This is a genomic window from Flavobacterium sp. DG2-3 (assembly GCF_030730925.1).
GTDB lineage: Bacteria > Bacteroidota > Bacteroidia > Flavobacteriales > Flavobacteriaceae > Flavobacterium.
In genome coordinates this window covers 893,750-910,937 of the sequence record NZ_JAVAMB010000001.1, presented here as the reverse complement: position 1 = coordinate 910,937, position 17,188 = coordinate 893,750, and the positions used below count along the sequence as shown (strand labels likewise).

Below are 17,188 nucleotides of genomic sequence, written 5' to 3'. Positions count from 1 at the left end.
TGACAAATCAGACTTAAAATATTTATATTTACTAAAAACTAATATTTTTTTCTAATGCCTAAAAATCTTTGGACTCGAGAAGAGCTAATAATTGCTTTCAATTTATATTTAAATATAGAATTTGGAAAAACTCATTCGAGCAATCCGGAAGTGAAAAAATTAGCAAATCTTATTGGAAGAACTCCTGCTTCTATAGTCATGAGATTGGGCAATTTTGCAAGTATTGATCCATTTCATCAACAAAGAGGTGTAAGTGGTTTAAAAAATGGAATGAATCAAGTAAAACCAATTTGGGATGAGTTTCACAATGATCAAGAAGAATTAATTTTTCTCAGCGAAAAAATTTTAGCAGAAAAAGAAAATACCTCCGTTGAAGAAAAATATGATGAAATTCTTGCCGATTTAAAAGACCTAAAAGGCGAAACTGTTCTTCGCGAAGTAAAAACAAGAGTAAATCAATGTGTTTTCAGAAAAATTGTTTTAACCAATTATTCCAATAAATGCGCAATTACTGGCATTGATATTCCAGAACTATTATTTGCTAGTCATATAATACCTTGGTCTAAAAATGAAGAACATCGTTTAAATCCTGAGAATGGAATTTGCTTTTCATTACTTTACGACAAGGCTTTCGATAAAGGGCTAATTGGAATAAATACAGATCACAAAATCATTTTTTCTGATTCATTAAAAAAGAAAAAAAATAGTGAATACTTTCAGAAATATTTTGCTTCAATTGAAAATCAAGAAATACATAAAGCTCAAAAATATTTACCAAAAAAAGAATTTTTAGAGCACCATTTAGATGCAATCTTCAATAAGCAAACTGCATTATAATAAAAAGCCACTTCCCAGTGGCTTTTCTCATTTCGATAAATTCTACTCAACCTCCAAATAAGGATCCAGAATCTCGGCCAATTTATTCAGCCAGTAAAAGCTTTCATCTAGATTGATATTTTCTTGTTGCAGAAATTCATTTTCGTGCATTACGTTTAAGGCAAGAATATAATTTACTTGTCTTAGGGTTTTCGCCATACTTTTCGAATCAATTGAAGTGTTGAAGAATTCAGCTAATCTTAATTCGGTTTCTTTAGAAAGGGTGTTTGTACTCATAATCTGAAAGCTTTAGGAATTATAAAACCCACATGGGTTAGCTGTCCTACGCCTTTCAGAGCGTTGCAGTTGTTTCCAATACCGCCAGCGTACCACGTGGGCAAAAATTTTGTTTTGTTTCATAGTCTGAAAGTTTTAGGAATTGCAAACATACGAAAAACAAAATATTTTGTAAGTATTTTCTTTTATTTTATCGAATTTTATTCAAAATAAAACCTTTAAAAACTAAATTACAAAATTGAGCTTTAATTAATTAAAATTTTCATAATCTTTCCTTAACTCGCTTGTCTTTTACTCTTAAAATCGATAAGTTTGAGAATGAATCATTAAAAAATTATCCGTTATGAAAGTACAAATCAATACAGACAAAAACATTGAAGGAAGTGCAAGATTAGAGAGTTATTTTTCTTCAGAAGTTGAAAAAAGTTTAGATCGTTTTCAAGATAAAATTACCCGTGTCGAGATTCATTTTGGTGATGAAAACGGCGAAAAATTCAGCTTGCATGACAAAAAATGTGTGATTGAAGTCCGCCCTGTAAAATTACAGCCTATAACGGTTACAGAACACGCCGAATCGCTTGAAAAAGCTTTCAGTGGTGCATTGGCTAAAGTAAAAAAATCGTTGACTAGCACTTTCGAAAAAATAAAAGAACATTAATTTTTAAACCATATAAGCGATATAAGTTCATTTTTAGTTTTTTACTGAAATGAATTAATCTCGCAAAGACGCGAAGCCGCAAAGTTTTATATATACTTTGCGGCTTCATGCTTTTATTAAATAAATGATAAAAACTTAAATTTTCTAAAAATTCAAAGCCTCAAAGTTCATACTTTGAGGCTTTGTTTGTTTACAGTAAGAATAAAAAAACTTTAAATTTTCTTATATCACTTATATGTTTTATAAACTATTTAGGAAGCGGAGCGCCAACGGCAATATCGCAGCGGTGACCTGGTTTTCCGTGCGGCGGATTCATTCCGTCTGCTACAGTCGCTTCTGTTCCTTCGGTACTCAATAATGCCGGAACTGGATTTGATGCTGGCGGAGGTGTTACCGAAAAGTTTTGTGTAACCGTTCCGCTTTGTGCTGTATTTGTGGTTGTTGTTGTATTTTTTGCTGGAGGCGAATTTAAAGGCGCTCCAACCGGAATATCACATCTGTGTCCTGGCTGTCCATGTGGCGGGTTCATTCCTTTTGGCGTTTTAGCAGGAACTGTTGTAGTAGTCACCACTTGAGGCTGGCCAACTTTTACCGTTTGCCCTGTTTGTGTCGCAGCCTGACCTTGCTGTGGCGGTGCCGAATTTAAAGGTGCTCCAACCGCAATATCGCAACGATGGCCCGGCTGTCCGTGCGCTGGATTAATTCCTTTGGTGTCACTTAAAACGGTATTTGGATTTGCTGCAGGATTTTGCACCACTGGCGCAGCAGCTTTAGTTGTATCTTTTGCAAGTCCTAACCTTACTAATTCAGATGTTGCTGTACTTTCCTGCGGTTCCAATTCTTTTTTGCAGGAAATAAAAAGTAAAGAAGTAACTGCTAGCGAGCTTAGAAGTATTTTTGCATTCATTGGGGTATTATTTAAGATCAATCAAATATACTTGTTTTTTGAATTTAAATCCTATAAGTAATGTAAGTTCATTTAAAGTTATTTGTTAATGAATTTTAAATGTTGCAAAATGTGATTTCTTTCTCCCGCAGATCGAGCAGATTTTTTATGTTTCACGCAGATTTTAAAATGATTAATGCAGATACCGCAGATTATTATTTTATTAAATAATCTTTTACTATATCTGCTAAAATCTTTCGAATCTGCGTGAAACAAAAACTTAGCGACTCGGCGACTTTGCGAGAAACAACTATCGGCTTTAATTGACTTCCATTGGTTTAAAAAATATTGCGTGCAAAAAAAATTAGCGTCTTGGCGACTTCGTGGCAATAACCAATCCTTTAATTGACTTACATTACTTATATGGTTTAAAAAAAATAATATCTTTAAACTTTAAATTTATATCTCATGAAAAAAATTGCTTTACTCCTTCTATTTATTACCGCTTTCGCGAATGCACAAACCGACAAAAACAAAATCAATCAGACCTTAGATGCTTGGCATAAAGCTGCCGCTGAGGTTAAATTTGATGCTTACTTCAGCGTATTAAATTCAGATGCTATTTATATTGGCACAGATGCTACCGAAAATTGGACTAAAAAAGAATTCGCTGTTTGGGCAAAACCTTTTTTTGACAAAGGAACGACATGGAATTTTAAAGCCTTAGAACGCCATATCTTTTTTGACAAAAGCGGAAAAATTGCTTGGTTTGACGAATTGCTAGACACGCAAATGAAAATCTGCCGTGGTTCTGGAGTTTTGTTTAAAGTGGGTAACGAATGGAAAATTCAGCATTATGTTTTATCAATGACGGTTCCGAATGACGAAGTTGACGCTGTAACTAAGATAAAAGCGCCAATTGAAGATGCTTTGATTGCAAAACTTCAGAAAAAATAAAACATTTTCGACTTTTCTTATTATAAACATAACTTTTTGAGCGCTTTAAAAGCATTGTTGATAGACTAATTTTAATTAATTCGTCAAAAACAATGCTTTTTTGTAACTTTAGAATAAGATACTGTCAAAAAAAGAAGCTGTATTTTACAAAATCGATCAAAATAAAAGCCGAACCTCTATTTTAATAGCCTTTAAAACGAGAATATTTATTTTTTTCTAACTTTGACCCCAAAAAAAATAGGGTTAAACAAAGTATTTTAAAAATGAAAATAGAAAAACGCTGGATTATTTCCTTTATTATGATAAGCGTCGTATGTACGATAGGTGCATTTTGGCCGACAGTTACAGAAAATAATTATGTTTTATCAGAATTTGGAACTTTAGATCATATCGTTCCTGCCGATGTTGCCTGGATGCTTACTTCAAGCTGTCTGGTTTTGATCATGACACCAGGATTGTCTTTCTTTTACGGCGGAATGGTAGGAAAGAAAAATGTCATTTCGACCATGCTTCAAAGTTTTATCTGTTTGGGTGTTGTAACGCTTTTATGGGTTGTGGTGGCATTTAGCTTAGCCTTTGGAGAACCAGTCGGATTTGGTTCTGGAGATCATTTTTACAGCTTTTTCGGAAACCCAACTACTTTTGCTTTTATGGATTATGTGGGCGTCTTGCCTCATAAACAATTGGCAAATACGATTCCGTTTATGCTTTTTGCTTTGTTTCAAATGAAATTTGCGATTATCTGCCCTGCGATTATTACAGGTTCGTTTGCAGAACGCGTTCGTTTTATTTCTTATTTAGTATTCATCAGTTTATTTACCATATTTATTTATGCTCCTTTATGTCACGCGGTTTGGTATCCTACGGGCGTTTTAGGAAGTTATTTTGGTGTTAAAGATTTCGCCGGAGGAACTGTAGTGCACATGAGTTCTGGTTTTGCAGCTCTAGCTGGAGTTATTGTTTTAGGAAAAAGAAAAAACAGCCAGCATATTCCGACCAATATTCCGTTTGTATTATTAGGAACTGGAATGCTTTGGTTTGGATGGTTCGGATTCAACGCTGGATCTGCTCTTGCTGCCAACGGAACTGCTGCTATGGCTTTTGCTACAACTACGACTTCATCTGCTGCAGCGATGCTAACTTGGATTTTCTTTGACCGAATGAACGGAAGAAAAGTTTCGGCTCTTGGGGCTTGTATCGGGGCGGTTGTTGGTTTAGTAGCTATTACGCCTGCCGCAGGATTTGTTTCCGTTCCAGAAAGTATGTTTTTCGGTTTCATCACAGCTTTGGTTTCTAATACGGCTGTAAACTGCAAATATTCTAAAAGATTCGACGATACGCTTGACGTTTTTGCTTGCCACGGTGTTGGTGGAATCATGGGAATGATCTTAACAGCTGTTTTTGCTCACGGAGAAAACGCAAGTTTGCTTCACGGTGGATGGAATGTTTTCGGACACCACATGATGGCATTGGTTTTGGTTTCGATCTTTACTTTCTTCGGAGCTTATTTCTTGTTTAAAGTAACCAACTTCATTATTCCACTAAGAGTTTCAGAAGAATCAGAACACATCGGACTAGATTTATCGCAACACGATGAATCTCTTGATCCAAAAGCACAACCAATAACAGAACCACATTACGGTTAATTTTTAGTTTGCCACGAATTGCACGAATTTCCACAAATTTTTTTAATCAGCTTGCTGATTATATGTTTGAGCTAAACAAAAACAGAATAAAAAATTCGTGAAAATTCGTGCAATTCGTGGCAAAAAAATTACGTCCAGTTAAAAATCCATTTTAATCTGTGTAATCTGTGGCAAAAAATAAACTAAGAATAATTCGTGAATTAGTGGCGAAAGAACTTTTAAACCTAATTCCGCTATTTTCATTCGTTTATATTCCTTAATTTTGCGGAAAATTTTTGTAAAAGTGGGAAGTAAAAATAAACTAAAAAGATTCAGAGAAAACGAAACATTTGAAAACGTTTTTCAGCCAACCAGAGAAGAAGTTGTAGGTAATTTAATGCCTTTAAGAGGGAAATGGAATTCTGATTTCTTTAAAAATGATAATCCATTAGTTTTAGAATTAGGGTGCGGAAAAGGAGAATATTCTGTTGGATTAGCAGAGAAATACCCAGACAAAAATTTTATCGGAATCGATATTAAAGGAGCACGTTTCTGGAGAGGTGCCAAAACCGCTGTAGAAAATGGTCTTCATAATGTGGCTTTCGTACGTACTCAAATCGAGCTGATTAATCATATTTTTGCTGAAGGCGAAGTAGACGAAATCTGGATTACTTTTCCAGATCCACAAATCAAATACAAGAGAACGAAACACAGAATGACCAATTCTGAGTTCCTGCAATTGTACAAAAAAATCCTGAAAAAAGACGGAGTGGTAAATCTTAAAACCGATAGTGAATTCATGCACGGTTATACGCTTGGATTACTTCACGGAGAAGGCCACGAGGTTCTTTATGCTAACCATAATGTTTACAAAAACGAGGGAAGCCCTGAAGTGGTAACTTCGATCCAAACTTTTTATGAAAAACAATATTTAGAAATTAACAAGGCAATTACGTATATTCGTTTCAAAATTAAAGACTAGCTTTAATTTTGAAACCTTTATCTAACCGATTTAATTACTAAATGACCTACCTTACTCCATTACTTTCAGGTTTTATTGCCGCTGCCATTGGAACAATTCCACCGGGATTGCTTAATATGACAGCTGCCAAAATAAAAATGAAAGAAGGGAGAAAGAATGCTATTTGGTTTGTAATCGGTGCTGTTTTAGTTCTTTTTTTTCAGGCGTATGTGGCAGTGTTATTTGCACGCGTTATAGATAATCGCCCAGACGTTGTCATACTTTTGCGTGAAGCTGGTTTTGTCATTTTTGCAATCTTAACTATTTACTTTTTCTTTTTTGCAAAAGAACCAATAGCCAAGAAAAAAACAAAGATCAAAAAGAGCAGTAAAAAAAGTCGTTTCTTTCTCGGAATGCTACTTTCTGGACTGAATTTCTTTCCTATTCCGTACTATGTTGTTGTCAGCGTGACGTTGGCCTCGTATCATCTTTTTGTATTCGAAAACGCGATTATTTTGACTTTTGTATCGGGTTCTGTTCTTGGAGCTTTTATCATTTTATACAGCTATATTGCTTTCTTTGGTAGAATAGAAAAGAAAACCGATTACTTTATGCGTAACATGAATGCTATTATCGGAACCATTACCGGATTAGTTGCCATTGCAACGCTTTTTAATATCTTGAATTATTACTTCGAATAAAATTTAAGCCACAGATTAAAAGGATTAAAATGATTCCTTCTTTTTTTGGCGATTAAATTTTCACGCAGATTTCCCAGATTTAGCAGATAAATAGTAATTTTAAAATCCTTTTAATCCAAATAATCTGTGGCAAAATAATTATGGCTGAAGAGAATTTTTTCGAAAGAGTTTATGTAATCGCCAGACAAATTCCGTTTGGAAAAGTAACTTCTTATGGTGCTATCGCAAAAGCCTTAGGCACAGCTCGCTCTGCAAGAATGGTAGGCTGGGCAATGAACGCTTGCCATAATATGGATGATGTTCCCGCACATAGAGTAGTCAACCAAAAAGGACTTTTGACAGGAAAACACCATTTTGACGGAACGAATTTAATGCAGCAACTTTTAGAAAATGAAGGCATTAAAGTGGTCAATAATCAGATTGTCGATTTTGAAAAACACTTTTGGAAACCAGAAATTCAGGGGTGATTTTTTTTGAACCATATAAGTGATATAAGTTTATTTTAACATTGTGTTTATATCTCTCGCAAAGGCGCTAAGAAAATTTAAAATAAACTTTGCGACTTAGCGTCTTTGCGAGATTAAATGACAAAGCAAAACTTTAAATGAACTCATATCACTTATATGGTTCATTTTTTAAATCAAGCATATCACAAAACTAGTTTGATCTTCGTCGGTTTGATAGCTTAAATAGCCTCCGTGCGCTTCGATGATATTTTTAGAAAGCGTTAATCCAATTCCGGCGCCGTCTTTTCTTGTGGTGAAAAATGGAAGGAAAACTTTGTCTCTAATTTCTGCATCTACACCTTTTCCATTGTCTGAAATCACGATAAAAAAGCGGTTGTTTTCGGTATAGCTGGAAATAATCAGTTTCTTTTCTTCTTTTTCTTTTAAAGCGTGAATACTATTGGTAATCAAATTGATAATTACCTGCTCCATCTGATTTTTATCAATCAGAATCGAGCGCGAACTATGAACTTCATTTATTAATTCAATTCCTTCCTCCTTCAAAATCGGACTCATTATGCGCAAGCAATCTTCAAACAAAGCATTTATAGGCGTCATTTGCTTATTGGGAGTCGGAAGCATGGCCAATTTGCGGTAATTTTCGACAAAAAACTGCAAATGATCACTTCTGTTTATGATCGTCGAAATACTGCTTTTAATGTCTTCAAAATCATCTTCTTCCAATTCATCTTGATCTACAATATGAAGTAAATTCTGCGAAAGCGCACGAATCGGCGTTAGAGAATTCATTAATTCATGCGAAATAATCTTCATTAAATTAATCCAAGCTTCTTTTTCTTTTTTCTCAATAACACGCTGAATACTATCCAATAAAATAATAAAATATTCTTTGTTATAGGTTTGCGTGCGAGAAGTCTGTAACATAAAAGTCTGCAAATCCTGATCTTCTATTTTAATCGAAATTGCCGTTTTAAGTTCGCTAAAATCTACGTTTTCGATTTCATTGCAAAGTCCCGGAAGATAATTTTGTAGATATTTCCAATGGCTTACTTTCGGTACTTTAAACAGATTCGAAAAACAATCGTTCATAATGAAAATCGACCAGCTGTCTTCTTCTTTTTCTAAAATGAGAGCGGCAGTATCGATACTGTTCAAAATCGAACGATAGATTAATTCTTTGGAAATCTGCTCTTGTTTCTGAACCTTTAAAGTATCGTATAAAAGATACAAACTATTAAAATTGTCTTTTTTATGCTCTTCTGGAAAATGGGCAGAAAAGTCGTCGTGCAAAATGGAATTAATCGTTTTATCATAAAACATCAATTGATTTTTGACAAAAAAATACATTTCGAACAGAAATATCAAAACAAAAGTTCCGACTAGAATCCCGTTGAATTGAAACCCTTTATAAAACAACAAAGCACTGCAGAGAAATAGTGCCATTACAAACACAACTCTTATAAACAATGCATTATAAAATTTCCAATTCTTCATGTTATTTTTTTAACTTAAAATTTAACCGCAAAGACCGCAAGGATTTACGCTAAGGTCGCCAGATAGCTTTGCGAACTTAATAAAGGAATTATAAACCTTGCTAGAAAAATACTTTGCGTGCTTTGCGGTAAAATCATACTATGTTTAAGTATTCTTCAAATCGTATTTTTCAATTCTTCTATATAAGGCCGCGCGCGACAAACCTAATTCTTCGGCAGTTTTACTGATATTTCCGTTATGTTTGAACAATGCTTTTTCGATTGCACCTTTTTCCATTTCAGACAACGGATTTTCATCATTTTCTTGAATTTCTTCAAAATCTAAAATATCTAAATCTAATACTGAAATGGTATTATTTTCAGCGAGAATCAGAGCGCGTTCGATTTTGTTTTCCATTTCGCGGACATTTCCTTTCCACGGATATTTTTCTAAATAAGAAGCCGCATTATCTTCAAATTTTAAATCTTGCTGATTGTATTTTTCAGCAATCTGTTCTAAAATAAAGTTCGCCATCGGTACAATATCGTCTTTTCTTTCGCGTAAAGATGGAAGATTAATTTCCATTGTATTGATTCTATAAAGTAAATCTTCACGAAACGTTTTATTTTTTACTTCTGTTTTAATATCGCTGTTTGTCGCCGCAACAACGCGAACATTCAGCGGTCTTGGTTTACTTTCTCCCAAACGCGTTACTGTTTTAGTCTGCAAGACATGGAGTAATTTGGCTTGAAGATGAAGCGGAATATTCCCTATTTCGTCTAAGAAAATAGTGCCGTTTTGTGCTGTTTCAAATCTTCCGGCAGTATCTATTTTAGCATCAGTAAAAGCGCCTTTAGCATAACCAAAAAGTTCGCTTTCGAACAAATTATCGCTCAACGAACCTAAATCTACATGTACAAAAGGCTGATTTTTTCTTTCAGAATGCTGATGAATATATTCGGCAAAGACATACTTTCCAGTTCCGTTTTCGCCCAAAATCAAAACATTGGCATCGGTTCGGGCTACTTTTTCTGCAATAGCATAAGCTTGTTTTATTTTGGCCGAAGTTCCGACGAAATATTTCTTTTCTGTTTTTTCTAATTTATCAACTGTTTTTTTATTGTTTTTTCTGCTTTCGGTAACCGCTTTATCAATGATTTCAAGCAGTTTTTCGTTATTCCAAGGTTTTAAAACATAATCAAAAGCGCCTATTTTAATGCCTTCTACAGCAGTTTCGATTTTACCAAAAGCCGTCATTAAGATTACAATTGTGTTTGGCGAAAGCGTTTTTATTTCTTTTAGCCAATGAATTCCTTCGCGCCCGTCTTCAAAACCAATTCGGTAATTCATATCCAGCAAAACTACGTTGATGTCATTTTCGCTTAAGATTGAAATGATTTTTTTTGGACTATTAGTGGTAAAAATCGTTTCAAAATGTTTCTTAAGAATCATTTTAGCAGAAAAAAGAATTTCTTCCTGATCGTCAACAACTAATATTTGGGCTAGTTTTTTTCTCATGTGGTGTTTTTTCTGTCCGCTTCCGAACGGTCAACTGTTCATTATCGGACACTACTTTTCTGAGACGGTTTTTAAAGTCTCTTTAAAATCAATGCCTTACAAATAATAAATTTTATGGCACAGTATTTACCTATTGACTATCAGTAAAATAATTAAAAAAATGGACACGATAATTCCTCGTAAAAATAAAAAATTTAGATATCTCGCAATAGCAATTGCTGTTTTTTTAGTTTTGCTTACCATCACGATTTTTGCTTTTAACACCAAAAGAACCTTAAACGTAAAAACAGATGAATTGGTAATTCAAAAAGCAGAAAAAGCGTTTTTCGAAGATTTTGTCGTTTTTCAGGCAAAAGTAGAACCTTTGAATATGATGTTGGTAAATGTAACTGAAGGCGGTTCTGTAAAAGAGATTTTTGTAGAAAACGGTGCTATGGTTACCAAAGGACAGTCGCTGGCACGTTTGTACAATCCGAATACAGAACTGAATTATCTGACTCAGGAAACGGCTATTATCGAGCAAATCAACAATTTAAATACAGGAAAACTAAACATCAGAAATCAAGAATTGAACTTAAACAAAGATCTAGTTCTGATTGAACACGATTATAACGACGCCAAAAGGCTGTACGACATGAATGCGAAGCTTTACGAAAAAGATGTAATTTCTAAAAATGACTGGAATACTTTTAAAGAAAGTCTTCGTTTTCAGGAAGAGCGCAAAAGAACAATTCAGCAGAGCATTCAAAAAGAAAAACAAAGCAATCAGGTTCAGATTTCGCAGATAAACCGTTCAATCCAGACGATGGAAAAGAGTTTGGATATTCTTAGAAATAATAAAAAAAACTTTTTAATTACAGCTCCAGAAACAGGGCGATTAACTTCTTTTGAAGCTGTTTTGGGACAGACTTTTCAGGCAGGTCACAGCATCGGAAAAATCGACTCTAAGAAAGGCTACAAATTGGCTGCCGAAGTTGATGAATTTTATCTAGAAAAAATTAGAGAAGGTTTAAAAGGACAAGTAGAATTTAAAGGCGCAACTCTTGAAGTTATGGTGACTAAAGTAATTCCTGAAGTTAAAGGCGGACGTTTTACTGTAGAATTGGCTTTTTCATCTAAGGAAAATATTGTTCTTCAAGACGGACTTAGCTTTGGCGTAAAATTGATTTTATCTGAAAAAAATAAAACACTGGTAATTCCGAGAGGCGCTTTTAACCAAGAAGCTGCAGGAAAATGGATTTTTGTAGTGAATGGAAACAAAGCAGTAAGAAGAAATATCAAGTTAGGACGCGAAAATCCTTCTTATTATGAAGTTCTAGAAGGTTTAAAAGAAGGCGAATCTGTGGTTACTTCTTCTTATACCGATTATAAAGATATTGAAGAGCTTTCTTTAGAATAAATATCAAAACAATAAACCAAAAACAATAAACAACAATCATCATTTCAATCATCAATCAAAAAACGTATTTAATAACATTTCAAAACCTTAAAAAATTATGATCACAATTCAGAATTTAACCAAAGTTTTTAGAACAGAAGAAATAGAAACTGCTGCTTTGAGTGGAATCAATTTAGAAATAAAAAAAGGAGATTTTTTAACTATTATGGGGCCTTCTGGCTGTGGAAAATCAACTTTACTGAATATTATCGGTCTTTTGGACAGTGCAGATGGCGGAAGCTATAAGTTGCTAGATCAGGAAATGATTGGCTTAAAAGAAAAAGGAAGAGCGAAAGTTAGAAAAGAAAATATTGGTTTCATTTTTCAGAATTTCAATCTAATCGATGAGCTTTCTGTTTATGACAATATCGAATTGCCTTTGCTTTACAACAATGTAAAAGCTTCTGAAAGAAAGCAAAAGATTGAAGCGATTGCTGAGAAACTAAATATTTCGCATCGATTGAGACATTTTCCGCAACAGCTTTCTGGAGGTCAGCAGCAGAGAGTTGCCGTTGCAAGAGCTTTGGTAAATGACCCGAAGATTATTTTGGCCGATGAGCCAACAGGAAACTTAGATAGTAAAAACGGTAATGAAGTAATGGAACTTTTAACCGATTTACATGCTAAAGGCGCTACTATTTTGATGGTTACCCACTCTGATTATGATGCTTCTTTTTCGCAAAGAACCATTCACATGAAAGATGGAGTTATATTTTCTGAGAAATTAAATCAACGAAATGTTGATGTTTTTATGGACGCTAAATAACAAACTGATGATTAAAATTATTGTCACAGCATTCGTAGTTCTGGTAGAATTAGTCTGCAAGATTTTTACAATGATCTAAAGCCTGAAAAGGTTTCAAAAACTGCCATATCAACTATAAAAAATATACATCAAAATGATTTTTAACTGGTTTAAAATATTTATATATCATTTAAAGCAAAGCAAACTGTTTTCGTTTTTAAATGTTCTAGGATTAAGCATCGGAATTTCTGCGGTCATTTTTGCCATTCTGTACTGGAATAACGAACATGCTTACGATCAATGGAATCCTGGAAAAGACAATACTTACATGGTTTTGAACAGGCTTAGCAATGGGGACACTTGGGGATCGAATTCGATTCCGTTTGGAGAAACTTGCAAAGCTACAATTCCAGAAATCGAAAAAATATGCTTCTTTAACACTTGGTACGACGAAGATCTTATCAAATACGAGAATCAAAAAGTAGTGGTTAAAAACATAACCACCACTGACGAAAATTTCTTCGATTTTTTTCCTTTTGATATTATAAAAGGAGCAAAAACTAATATTCTGAAAGAAAAAAATAGTGTCGCTATTTCTGAAGAACAGGCGCAATTATTTTTTAAAAATGAGGATCCAATTGGTAAATCTATTGTTTTTGGAGGAAAAAATTATACTATAAAATCGGTTTATAGAATTATTAAGCCTTCATCTATTCAGCCTTCTTTTGTTTTTAACGGAGTAAAAAGGGAAGGCGACGAAAACAGCTGGGGAAATTTTAATTACGGCTTATTGATTAGAACAAAAAAAGATGCCAATATTGATGCTGTTTTAAAGAAAATGCAAAATGTCTATTTTGTAAACAGAACTGTAAAAGATGCCAAAGAAAGTGGAATGACTGTGGCTCAATATGTCAAAGAGAATGGAGAAATAAAAGTCATATTAGACCAATTAAAAACTTCTCGTCTGCATGGAACCAAAAGTTCTGCGGGACAAAATTACCCAGAAGGTGTTGGTAATTTAAAACTGCTTTACATCATGGCTGGTTTATCCATTTTGATTCTGGTTTTATCGCTGGTTAACTATATCAATCTGGCAACAGCATCTGCAATAAAGCGTGCAAAAGAAGTTGGAGTACGTAAAATTGTAGGCGCTTCAAAAAAACAGATTATAACTCAATTTATTTTTGAAACAGCTATAATTGTAACGCTGGCTATTTTATTTGCTCTTGCCATTGTCGAACTTTCATTGCCTTATTATAATTCTTTTTTAAGAAAAACTTTGACTTTGAATGGTAGCGAATTTTACCTGCAACTCATTTTCATTTTTGGATTAGTAATTGTTCTTGCAGGTATATTCCCGGCCATTTATATTTCAAACTTTGAGACTTTAAAAGTATTAAAAGGTAATTTTTCGAGAAGCAAAAGCGGAATCTGGATTCGAAATTCGATGCTTATTTTTCAGTTCGGAATTGCTGCATTTTTTATCATCGGCGCCTTAATTGTGAACTCGCAGGTTGATTATATGATGAATAAAGATCTGGGCTTTAGCGGAGATCAGGTTCTTTCGATTCGTTATAATACTCCAGACAGAATTAGAAGAACAGATCAATATCTGGTACAAAAACAAGAAATGAAAAAGATTCCAGGTGTCGTTGATGTTACTGTTTTTGCAGGAGCGTTTGGAAGTTCAAGCGGTTCTAGTTCAGGATTTAAACATAATGGGATTTTTGTACAGCCAAAAAACATCGAAATGGATTTTGGTTTCTTAGACATGATGAACATAAAAATGGCTCAAGGACGCGATTTATCTCCTGAATTTGCATCAGATACTATTAGCAGTATGTTAATGAATGAGACACTGGTTAAAGAATTAAATCTAAAAAATCCAGTTAATACTATTATAACTTCTGGTTGGAGCAACGGAGGAGATAATTTAAAATTTAAAATTGTCGGGGTTGTAAAAGATTTTAACCTAACGGGATTACAGAATAAAGTGCCTCCAATGGTTTTTATAAATCTTAAAACTTTAAAGTGGAATAACTTTGGAACTGTCCTTGTAAAGGTCTCTCCAAATAATTTAACAGAAACGTTAGAAAAATTGAAATTATACTGGGAGAAAAATGTAAACCCTGACTATCCTTTTGACTACGAATTTGTTAACAAAGGATTTGCGCGAACTTATGAAGAACAAGTAAAGCAAAAAAACCTATTTTTCATCTTAAATCTAGTCGTAATTGTAATTGCTGTGTTTGGATTGTTTGCTTTGGCATCATTTTCGATGGAGAGAAGATTGAAAGAAATCGCCATTCGAAAAACTTTAGGAGCTGAAACAGATATACTCTTAAAAGAATTGTCGAAACAGTATATTGTTTTCTGTTTAATAGGATTTGGAATCGGAATTGTTCCTGCTTATATATTATTACAGAAATGGCTCGAAGATTTCGCTTTTAGAATCGGAATATCATCCGTTCCTTTTGTAATTGCCCTGATTTCTCTTTTGATTTTAACTTTAATTATTGTTTTAACAAAAGCGTTTCAGGTTACCAAAATAGATGTATTAAAATATCTAAAATACGAATAAGCTTGTAGACCATTTTTTTTAAAGAAGCCCGACAGATTTCAGTAAAATCCGTCGGGCTTTTGTTTTTAATCTTTCATCGTTACAGCATCCGAATAAAGCAATTTATCTAAACTCTCATCGCGGCTATACACATCTGGAAAGAAATTTATCTCTCCATTGTCCTGAACCCAAGCCGTAAAATACCCTATGTAAACCGGAATTTTACGTTTAAGCATGCAAGTAGTTTCTTTTTCGCCGCTCATGGCTTTTTCAATTTTATCAACTGGCCAATCTGGATCATCTTTTAAAATATGCAAAGCCAATTGTTTTGCTTCTTTTACATTGATGCAGCCATGACTGAATGTACGATTTTCAAACTGGAACAAACTTTTAGCAGGTGTGTCATGCATGTAAATGTCATTTGGATTTGGAAACATAAATTTCACTAATCCTAGCGAATTTTTAGGTCCTGGTTTTTGTCTTACTTTCCCTCCATTCCATTCCATATTATGTTCGGCAAGATAATTTTTATTACTGGCAATTTGGAGTTTGAGCTCATTCTGAATAATACTGTTCGGAACATACCAATAAGGGCTAAAAACAATACGGTCCATATTACCGCTGAATATGACGGTTTCGCTAAGCCTATTGCCTACAAAAATATCCGACACCAAATCATACTTGCCGTCTTTAACATAGAACATTCTGAAAGACGGAATATTAACCATTACATATTCTTCTGCTCGTGCCAATTTGGTCGGAATCCATCTGCATCGTTCCATATTTAGCATAATGGTTTTGATTCTTTTACTAATCGGTTCATTAAACTGCTTAATATGATCTCTATTAATAATATAATTGAGCGTCAAACCGTGTCTTTTTTTGTAATTCATAACACCATCCATCAACTCTCTATCATAAAAATCACTTTTAGAATCTTGCTTGAGATCGCCAAGCACATAGAGCCTTTGTCTTATTTGTTTTATCGCTGGTGCAGTAGTATCTGGTCTCATATCCTTGTAAGTAGCGCTATCAATCGTGATTTTCTGCCAAAGACCATCTTTTTCTATCTTTCTGTATTTCTTTAAAGCATCCTGAAGTTTATAATATTGTGAGAATAACAAATAATCATCTTCATTTAATCGATCAGAATCAACAATAAGAGAGTCTAAAATTCGAGCGTAAGAAATATTTTTTGCTGGAAGAAACCAGCCTATTTTTTTTAACGTTGCTGGATCTACTCCAGAGTAAACGTTACTGGCATAAAACACATACATGTTTGTAAGCAATAATTCTGTATCAATTTGCGGAGGCTCGATATTATCGCTTTCGTTAAAAGCTTGGTCAATTACATCCTTATAAGGCATTGTAGCCTCGATTCCCTGATCTTTTAGCACATTTACTTTTTGATATAAAAGCGCTCCAAATTCGGTTATGCTTTTGTCATCATACCAAATAGATTTGTATTGTTTGGCTTTGTAGATATCCTCAACATCTTTCTGATACTTTTTAAGTTTGGGATATTTTTTAAAGAATGCATTAATCGAAGTAGCATCAATAGTGATAATTGAAACCGCTTTCCGATTTGTAAAATCAGCTCTGTTTTTGGTAGTAGAATTAAATGAAAAAGCAAAAAAACTGACTGCGGCAATAATCAATGAAAAAGTAAAATTTCGCATATTTTTAAAGTTTAAATTGAATAAATAACTTTAAAAAAAATACCGAAAACCCAATAAATACTTCAAAAAAACTTAGTTTTCACATATTTTTTTCATGTCTTGAGAATCATCGATTTGGGCTATCAAATATAACGAAGTTTTGTGAGAATTTTTATTTAATTAAAAGAAAACTTACATAAAAAACATTTGTTTGAATCGAAAAAACTTTTCTCTCGCAATCCAAAAGTCCGATCGTTCTTAATTCTTATTTTCATCAAAATTTAATGTTGCATAATTTTGAATAATCTCAATATCAATAATTACAATTCAAAAACGCTTAATTTCCGAACTTAATCTGTTATCTTTGCACCCTGAAACAGTTTAAATAAATATAATCTTATAAGACTGTTTTCTTAGAATAAAAAAAT

15 protein-coding genes are annotated in these 17,188 nt (G+C 33.6%); 10 read left to right on the top strand and 5 right to left on the bottom strand.

The window, feature by feature from the left end:
- The first annotated feature begins 54 nt into the window (after positions 1 to 54).
- The gene (locus tag Q9Q97_RS03880; protein WP_306154803.1) at positions 55 to 837 is read left to right on the top strand and encodes an HNH endonuclease; all 783 of its coding nucleotides are present in this window, start codon (positions 55 to 57) and stop codon (positions 835 to 837) included.
- A gap of 42 nt (positions 838 to 879) precedes the next feature.
- Here Q9Q97_RS03880 and Q9Q97_RS03875 read toward each other — a convergent pair whose 3' ends face one another.
- Positions 880 to 1,113 (bottom strand): hypothetical protein, encoded by a 234-nt coding sequence (locus Q9Q97_RS03875; RefSeq protein WP_306154802.1) that lies wholly within the window; start codon positions 1,111 to 1,113, stop codon positions 880 to 882.
- Positions 1,114 to 1,456: 343 nt separating this feature from the next.
- Between Q9Q97_RS03875 and Q9Q97_RS03870 the strand changes: the two genes are divergently transcribed.
- Complete coding sequence (locus Q9Q97_RS03870) at positions 1,457 to 1,771, top strand: HPF/RaiA family ribosome-associated protein (protein WP_306154800.1); 315 nt, start codon at positions 1,457 to 1,459, stop codon at positions 1,769 to 1,771.
- A 247-nt stretch (positions 1,772 to 2,018) separates the two neighbouring features.
- Here the strand turns inward: Q9Q97_RS03870 and Q9Q97_RS03865 are convergent, their stop codons facing one another.
- A complete protein-coding gene (locus Q9Q97_RS03865; protein ID WP_306154799.1) occupies positions 2,019 to 2,678 on the bottom strand; it encodes a hypothetical protein in 660 nt (219 codons plus the stop codon).
- A 447-nt stretch (positions 2,679 to 3,125) separates the two neighbouring features.
- On the opposite strand from Q9Q97_RS03865, the gene Q9Q97_RS03860 reads away from it, so the two are divergent.
- The 5 genes from Q9Q97_RS03860 (at position 3,126) to Q9Q97_RS03840 (ending at position 7,368) form a co-directional block, all read left to right on the top strand.
- Positions 3,126 to 3,614, top strand: a complete 489-nt coding sequence (locus Q9Q97_RS03860; RefSeq protein WP_306154797.1) for a nuclear transport factor 2 family protein — start codon at positions 3,126 to 3,128, stop codon at positions 3,612 to 3,614.
- Positions 3,615 to 3,877: 263 nt separating this feature from the next.
- Positions 3,878 to 5,260, top strand: coding sequence for an ammonium transporter (locus tag Q9Q97_RS03855; RefSeq protein ID WP_306154795.1), 1,383 nt, complete (start codon positions 3,878 to 3,880; stop codon positions 5,258 to 5,260).
- Positions 5,261 to 5,543: 283 nt separating this feature from the next.
- Complete coding sequence (gene trmB / locus Q9Q97_RS03850; protein ID WP_306154793.1) at positions 5,544 to 6,221, top strand: tRNA (guanosine(46)-N7)-methyltransferase TrmB; 678 nt, start codon at positions 5,544 to 5,546, stop codon at positions 6,219 to 6,221.
- A 41-nt stretch (positions 6,222 to 6,262) separates the two neighbouring features.
- Positions 6,263 to 6,901 carry a LysE family transporter gene (locus tag Q9Q97_RS03845; RefSeq protein ID WP_306154791.1) on the top strand — a complete coding sequence of 213 codons (639 nt, stop codon included), beginning with the start codon at positions 6,263 to 6,265 and terminating at the stop codon, positions 6,899 to 6,901.
- A 140-nt stretch (positions 6,902 to 7,041) separates the two neighbouring features.
- On the top strand, positions 7,042 to 7,368 hold the full coding sequence (locus tag Q9Q97_RS03840; RefSeq protein ID WP_286968192.1) for an MGMT family protein: 327 nt from the start codon (positions 7,042 to 7,044) through the stop codon (positions 7,366 to 7,368).
- 168 nt (positions 7,369 to 7,536) lie between these two features.
- Here the strand turns inward: Q9Q97_RS03840 and Q9Q97_RS03835 are convergent, their stop codons facing one another.
- Positions 7,537 to 8,862, bottom strand: a complete 1,326-nt coding sequence (locus Q9Q97_RS03835; protein WP_306154789.1) for a PAS domain-containing sensor histidine kinase — start codon at positions 8,860 to 8,862, stop codon at positions 7,537 to 7,539.
- Between the two features lie 144 nt (positions 8,863 to 9,006).
- Positions 9,007 to 10,359, bottom strand: a complete 1,353-nt coding sequence (locus Q9Q97_RS03830) for a sigma-54 dependent transcriptional regulator (protein ID WP_306154787.1) — start codon at positions 10,357 to 10,359, stop codon at positions 9,007 to 9,009.
- A 160-nt stretch (positions 10,360 to 10,519) separates the two neighbouring features.
- Here Q9Q97_RS03830 and Q9Q97_RS03825 point away from each other — a divergent pair, with 160 nt between their 5' ends.
- From Q9Q97_RS03825 to Q9Q97_RS03815, 3 genes are all read left to right on the top strand, one after another.
- Positions 10,520 to 11,758, top strand: coding sequence for an efflux RND transporter periplasmic adaptor subunit (locus Q9Q97_RS03825; protein WP_306154785.1), 1,239 nt, complete (start codon positions 10,520 to 10,522; stop codon positions 11,756 to 11,758).
- A gap of 97 nt (positions 11,759 to 11,855) precedes the next feature.
- Positions 11,856 to 12,563 carry an ABC transporter ATP-binding protein gene (locus Q9Q97_RS03820; RefSeq protein ID WP_125719006.1) on the top strand — a complete coding sequence of 236 codons (708 nt, stop codon included), beginning with the start codon at positions 11,856 to 11,858 and terminating at the stop codon, positions 12,561 to 12,563.
- A gap of 133 nt (positions 12,564 to 12,696) precedes the next feature.
- On the top strand, positions 12,697 to 15,123 hold the full coding sequence (locus Q9Q97_RS03815; protein ID WP_306154782.1) for an ABC transporter permease: 2,427 nt from the start codon (positions 12,697 to 12,699) through the stop codon (positions 15,121 to 15,123).
- 65 nt (positions 15,124 to 15,188) lie between these two features.
- On the opposite strand, the gene Q9Q97_RS03810 is transcribed toward Q9Q97_RS03815, so the two are convergent.
- Positions 15,189 to 16,781 (bottom strand): murein L,D-transpeptidase, encoded by a 1,593-nt coding sequence (locus Q9Q97_RS03810; RefSeq protein WP_306154780.1) that lies wholly within the window; start codon positions 16,779 to 16,781, stop codon positions 15,189 to 15,191.
- Between the last annotated feature and the right edge of the window lie 407 nt (positions 16,782 to 17,188).

What these genes read in the sequence shown, in the direction of transcription:
- Q9Q97_RS03880 (WP_306154803.1), top strand. Translation starts at nt 55, where the DNA reads ATGCCTAAAAATCTTTGGACTCGAGAAGAGCTAATAATTGCTTTCAAT.
- Q9Q97_RS03830 (WP_306154787.1), bottom strand. Translation starts at nt 10,359, where the DNA reads ATGAGAAAAAAACTAGCCCAAATATTAGTTGTTGACGATCAGGAAGAA.
- Q9Q97_RS03825 (WP_306154785.1), top strand. Translation starts at nt 10,520, where the DNA reads ATGGACACGATAATTCCTCGTAAAAATAAAAAATTTAGATATCTCGCA.
- Q9Q97_RS03870 (WP_306154800.1), top strand. Translation starts at nt 1,457, where the DNA reads ATGAAAGTACAAATCAATACAGACAAAAACATTGAAGGAAGTGCAAGA.
- Q9Q97_RS03845 (WP_306154791.1), top strand. Translation starts at nt 6,263, where the DNA reads ATGACCTACCTTACTCCATTACTTTCAGGTTTTATTGCCGCTGCCATT.
- Q9Q97_RS03835 (WP_306154789.1), bottom strand. Translation starts at nt 8,862, where the DNA reads ATGAAGAATTGGAAATTTTATAATGCATTGTTTATAAGAGTTGTGTTT.
- Q9Q97_RS03810 (WP_306154780.1), bottom strand. Translation starts at nt 16,781, where the DNA reads ATGCGAAATTTTACTTTTTCATTGATTATTGCCGCAGTCAGTTTTTTT.
- Q9Q97_RS03820 (WP_125719006.1), top strand. Translation starts at nt 11,856, where the DNA reads ATGATCACAATTCAGAATTTAACCAAAGTTTTTAGAACAGAAGAAATA.
- Q9Q97_RS03875 (WP_306154802.1), bottom strand. Translation starts at nt 1,113, where the DNA reads ATGAGTACAAACACCCTTTCTAAAGAAACCGAATTAAGATTAGCTGAA.
- Q9Q97_RS03860 (WP_306154797.1), top strand. Translation starts at nt 3,126, where the DNA reads ATGAAAAAAATTGCTTTACTCCTTCTATTTATTACCGCTTTCGCGAAT.
- Q9Q97_RS03815 (WP_306154782.1), top strand. Translation starts at nt 12,697, where the DNA reads ATGATTTTTAACTGGTTTAAAATATTTATATATCATTTAAAGCAAAGC.
- Q9Q97_RS03865 (WP_306154799.1), bottom strand. Translation starts at nt 2,678, where the DNA reads ATGAATGCAAAAATACTTCTAAGCTCGCTAGCAGTTACTTCTTTACTT.
- Q9Q97_RS03855 (WP_306154795.1), top strand. Translation starts at nt 3,878, where the DNA reads ATGAAAATAGAAAAACGCTGGATTATTTCCTTTATTATGATAAGCGTC.
- Q9Q97_RS03840 (WP_286968192.1), top strand. Translation starts at nt 7,042, where the DNA reads ATGGCTGAAGAGAATTTTTTCGAAAGAGTTTATGTAATCGCCAGACAA.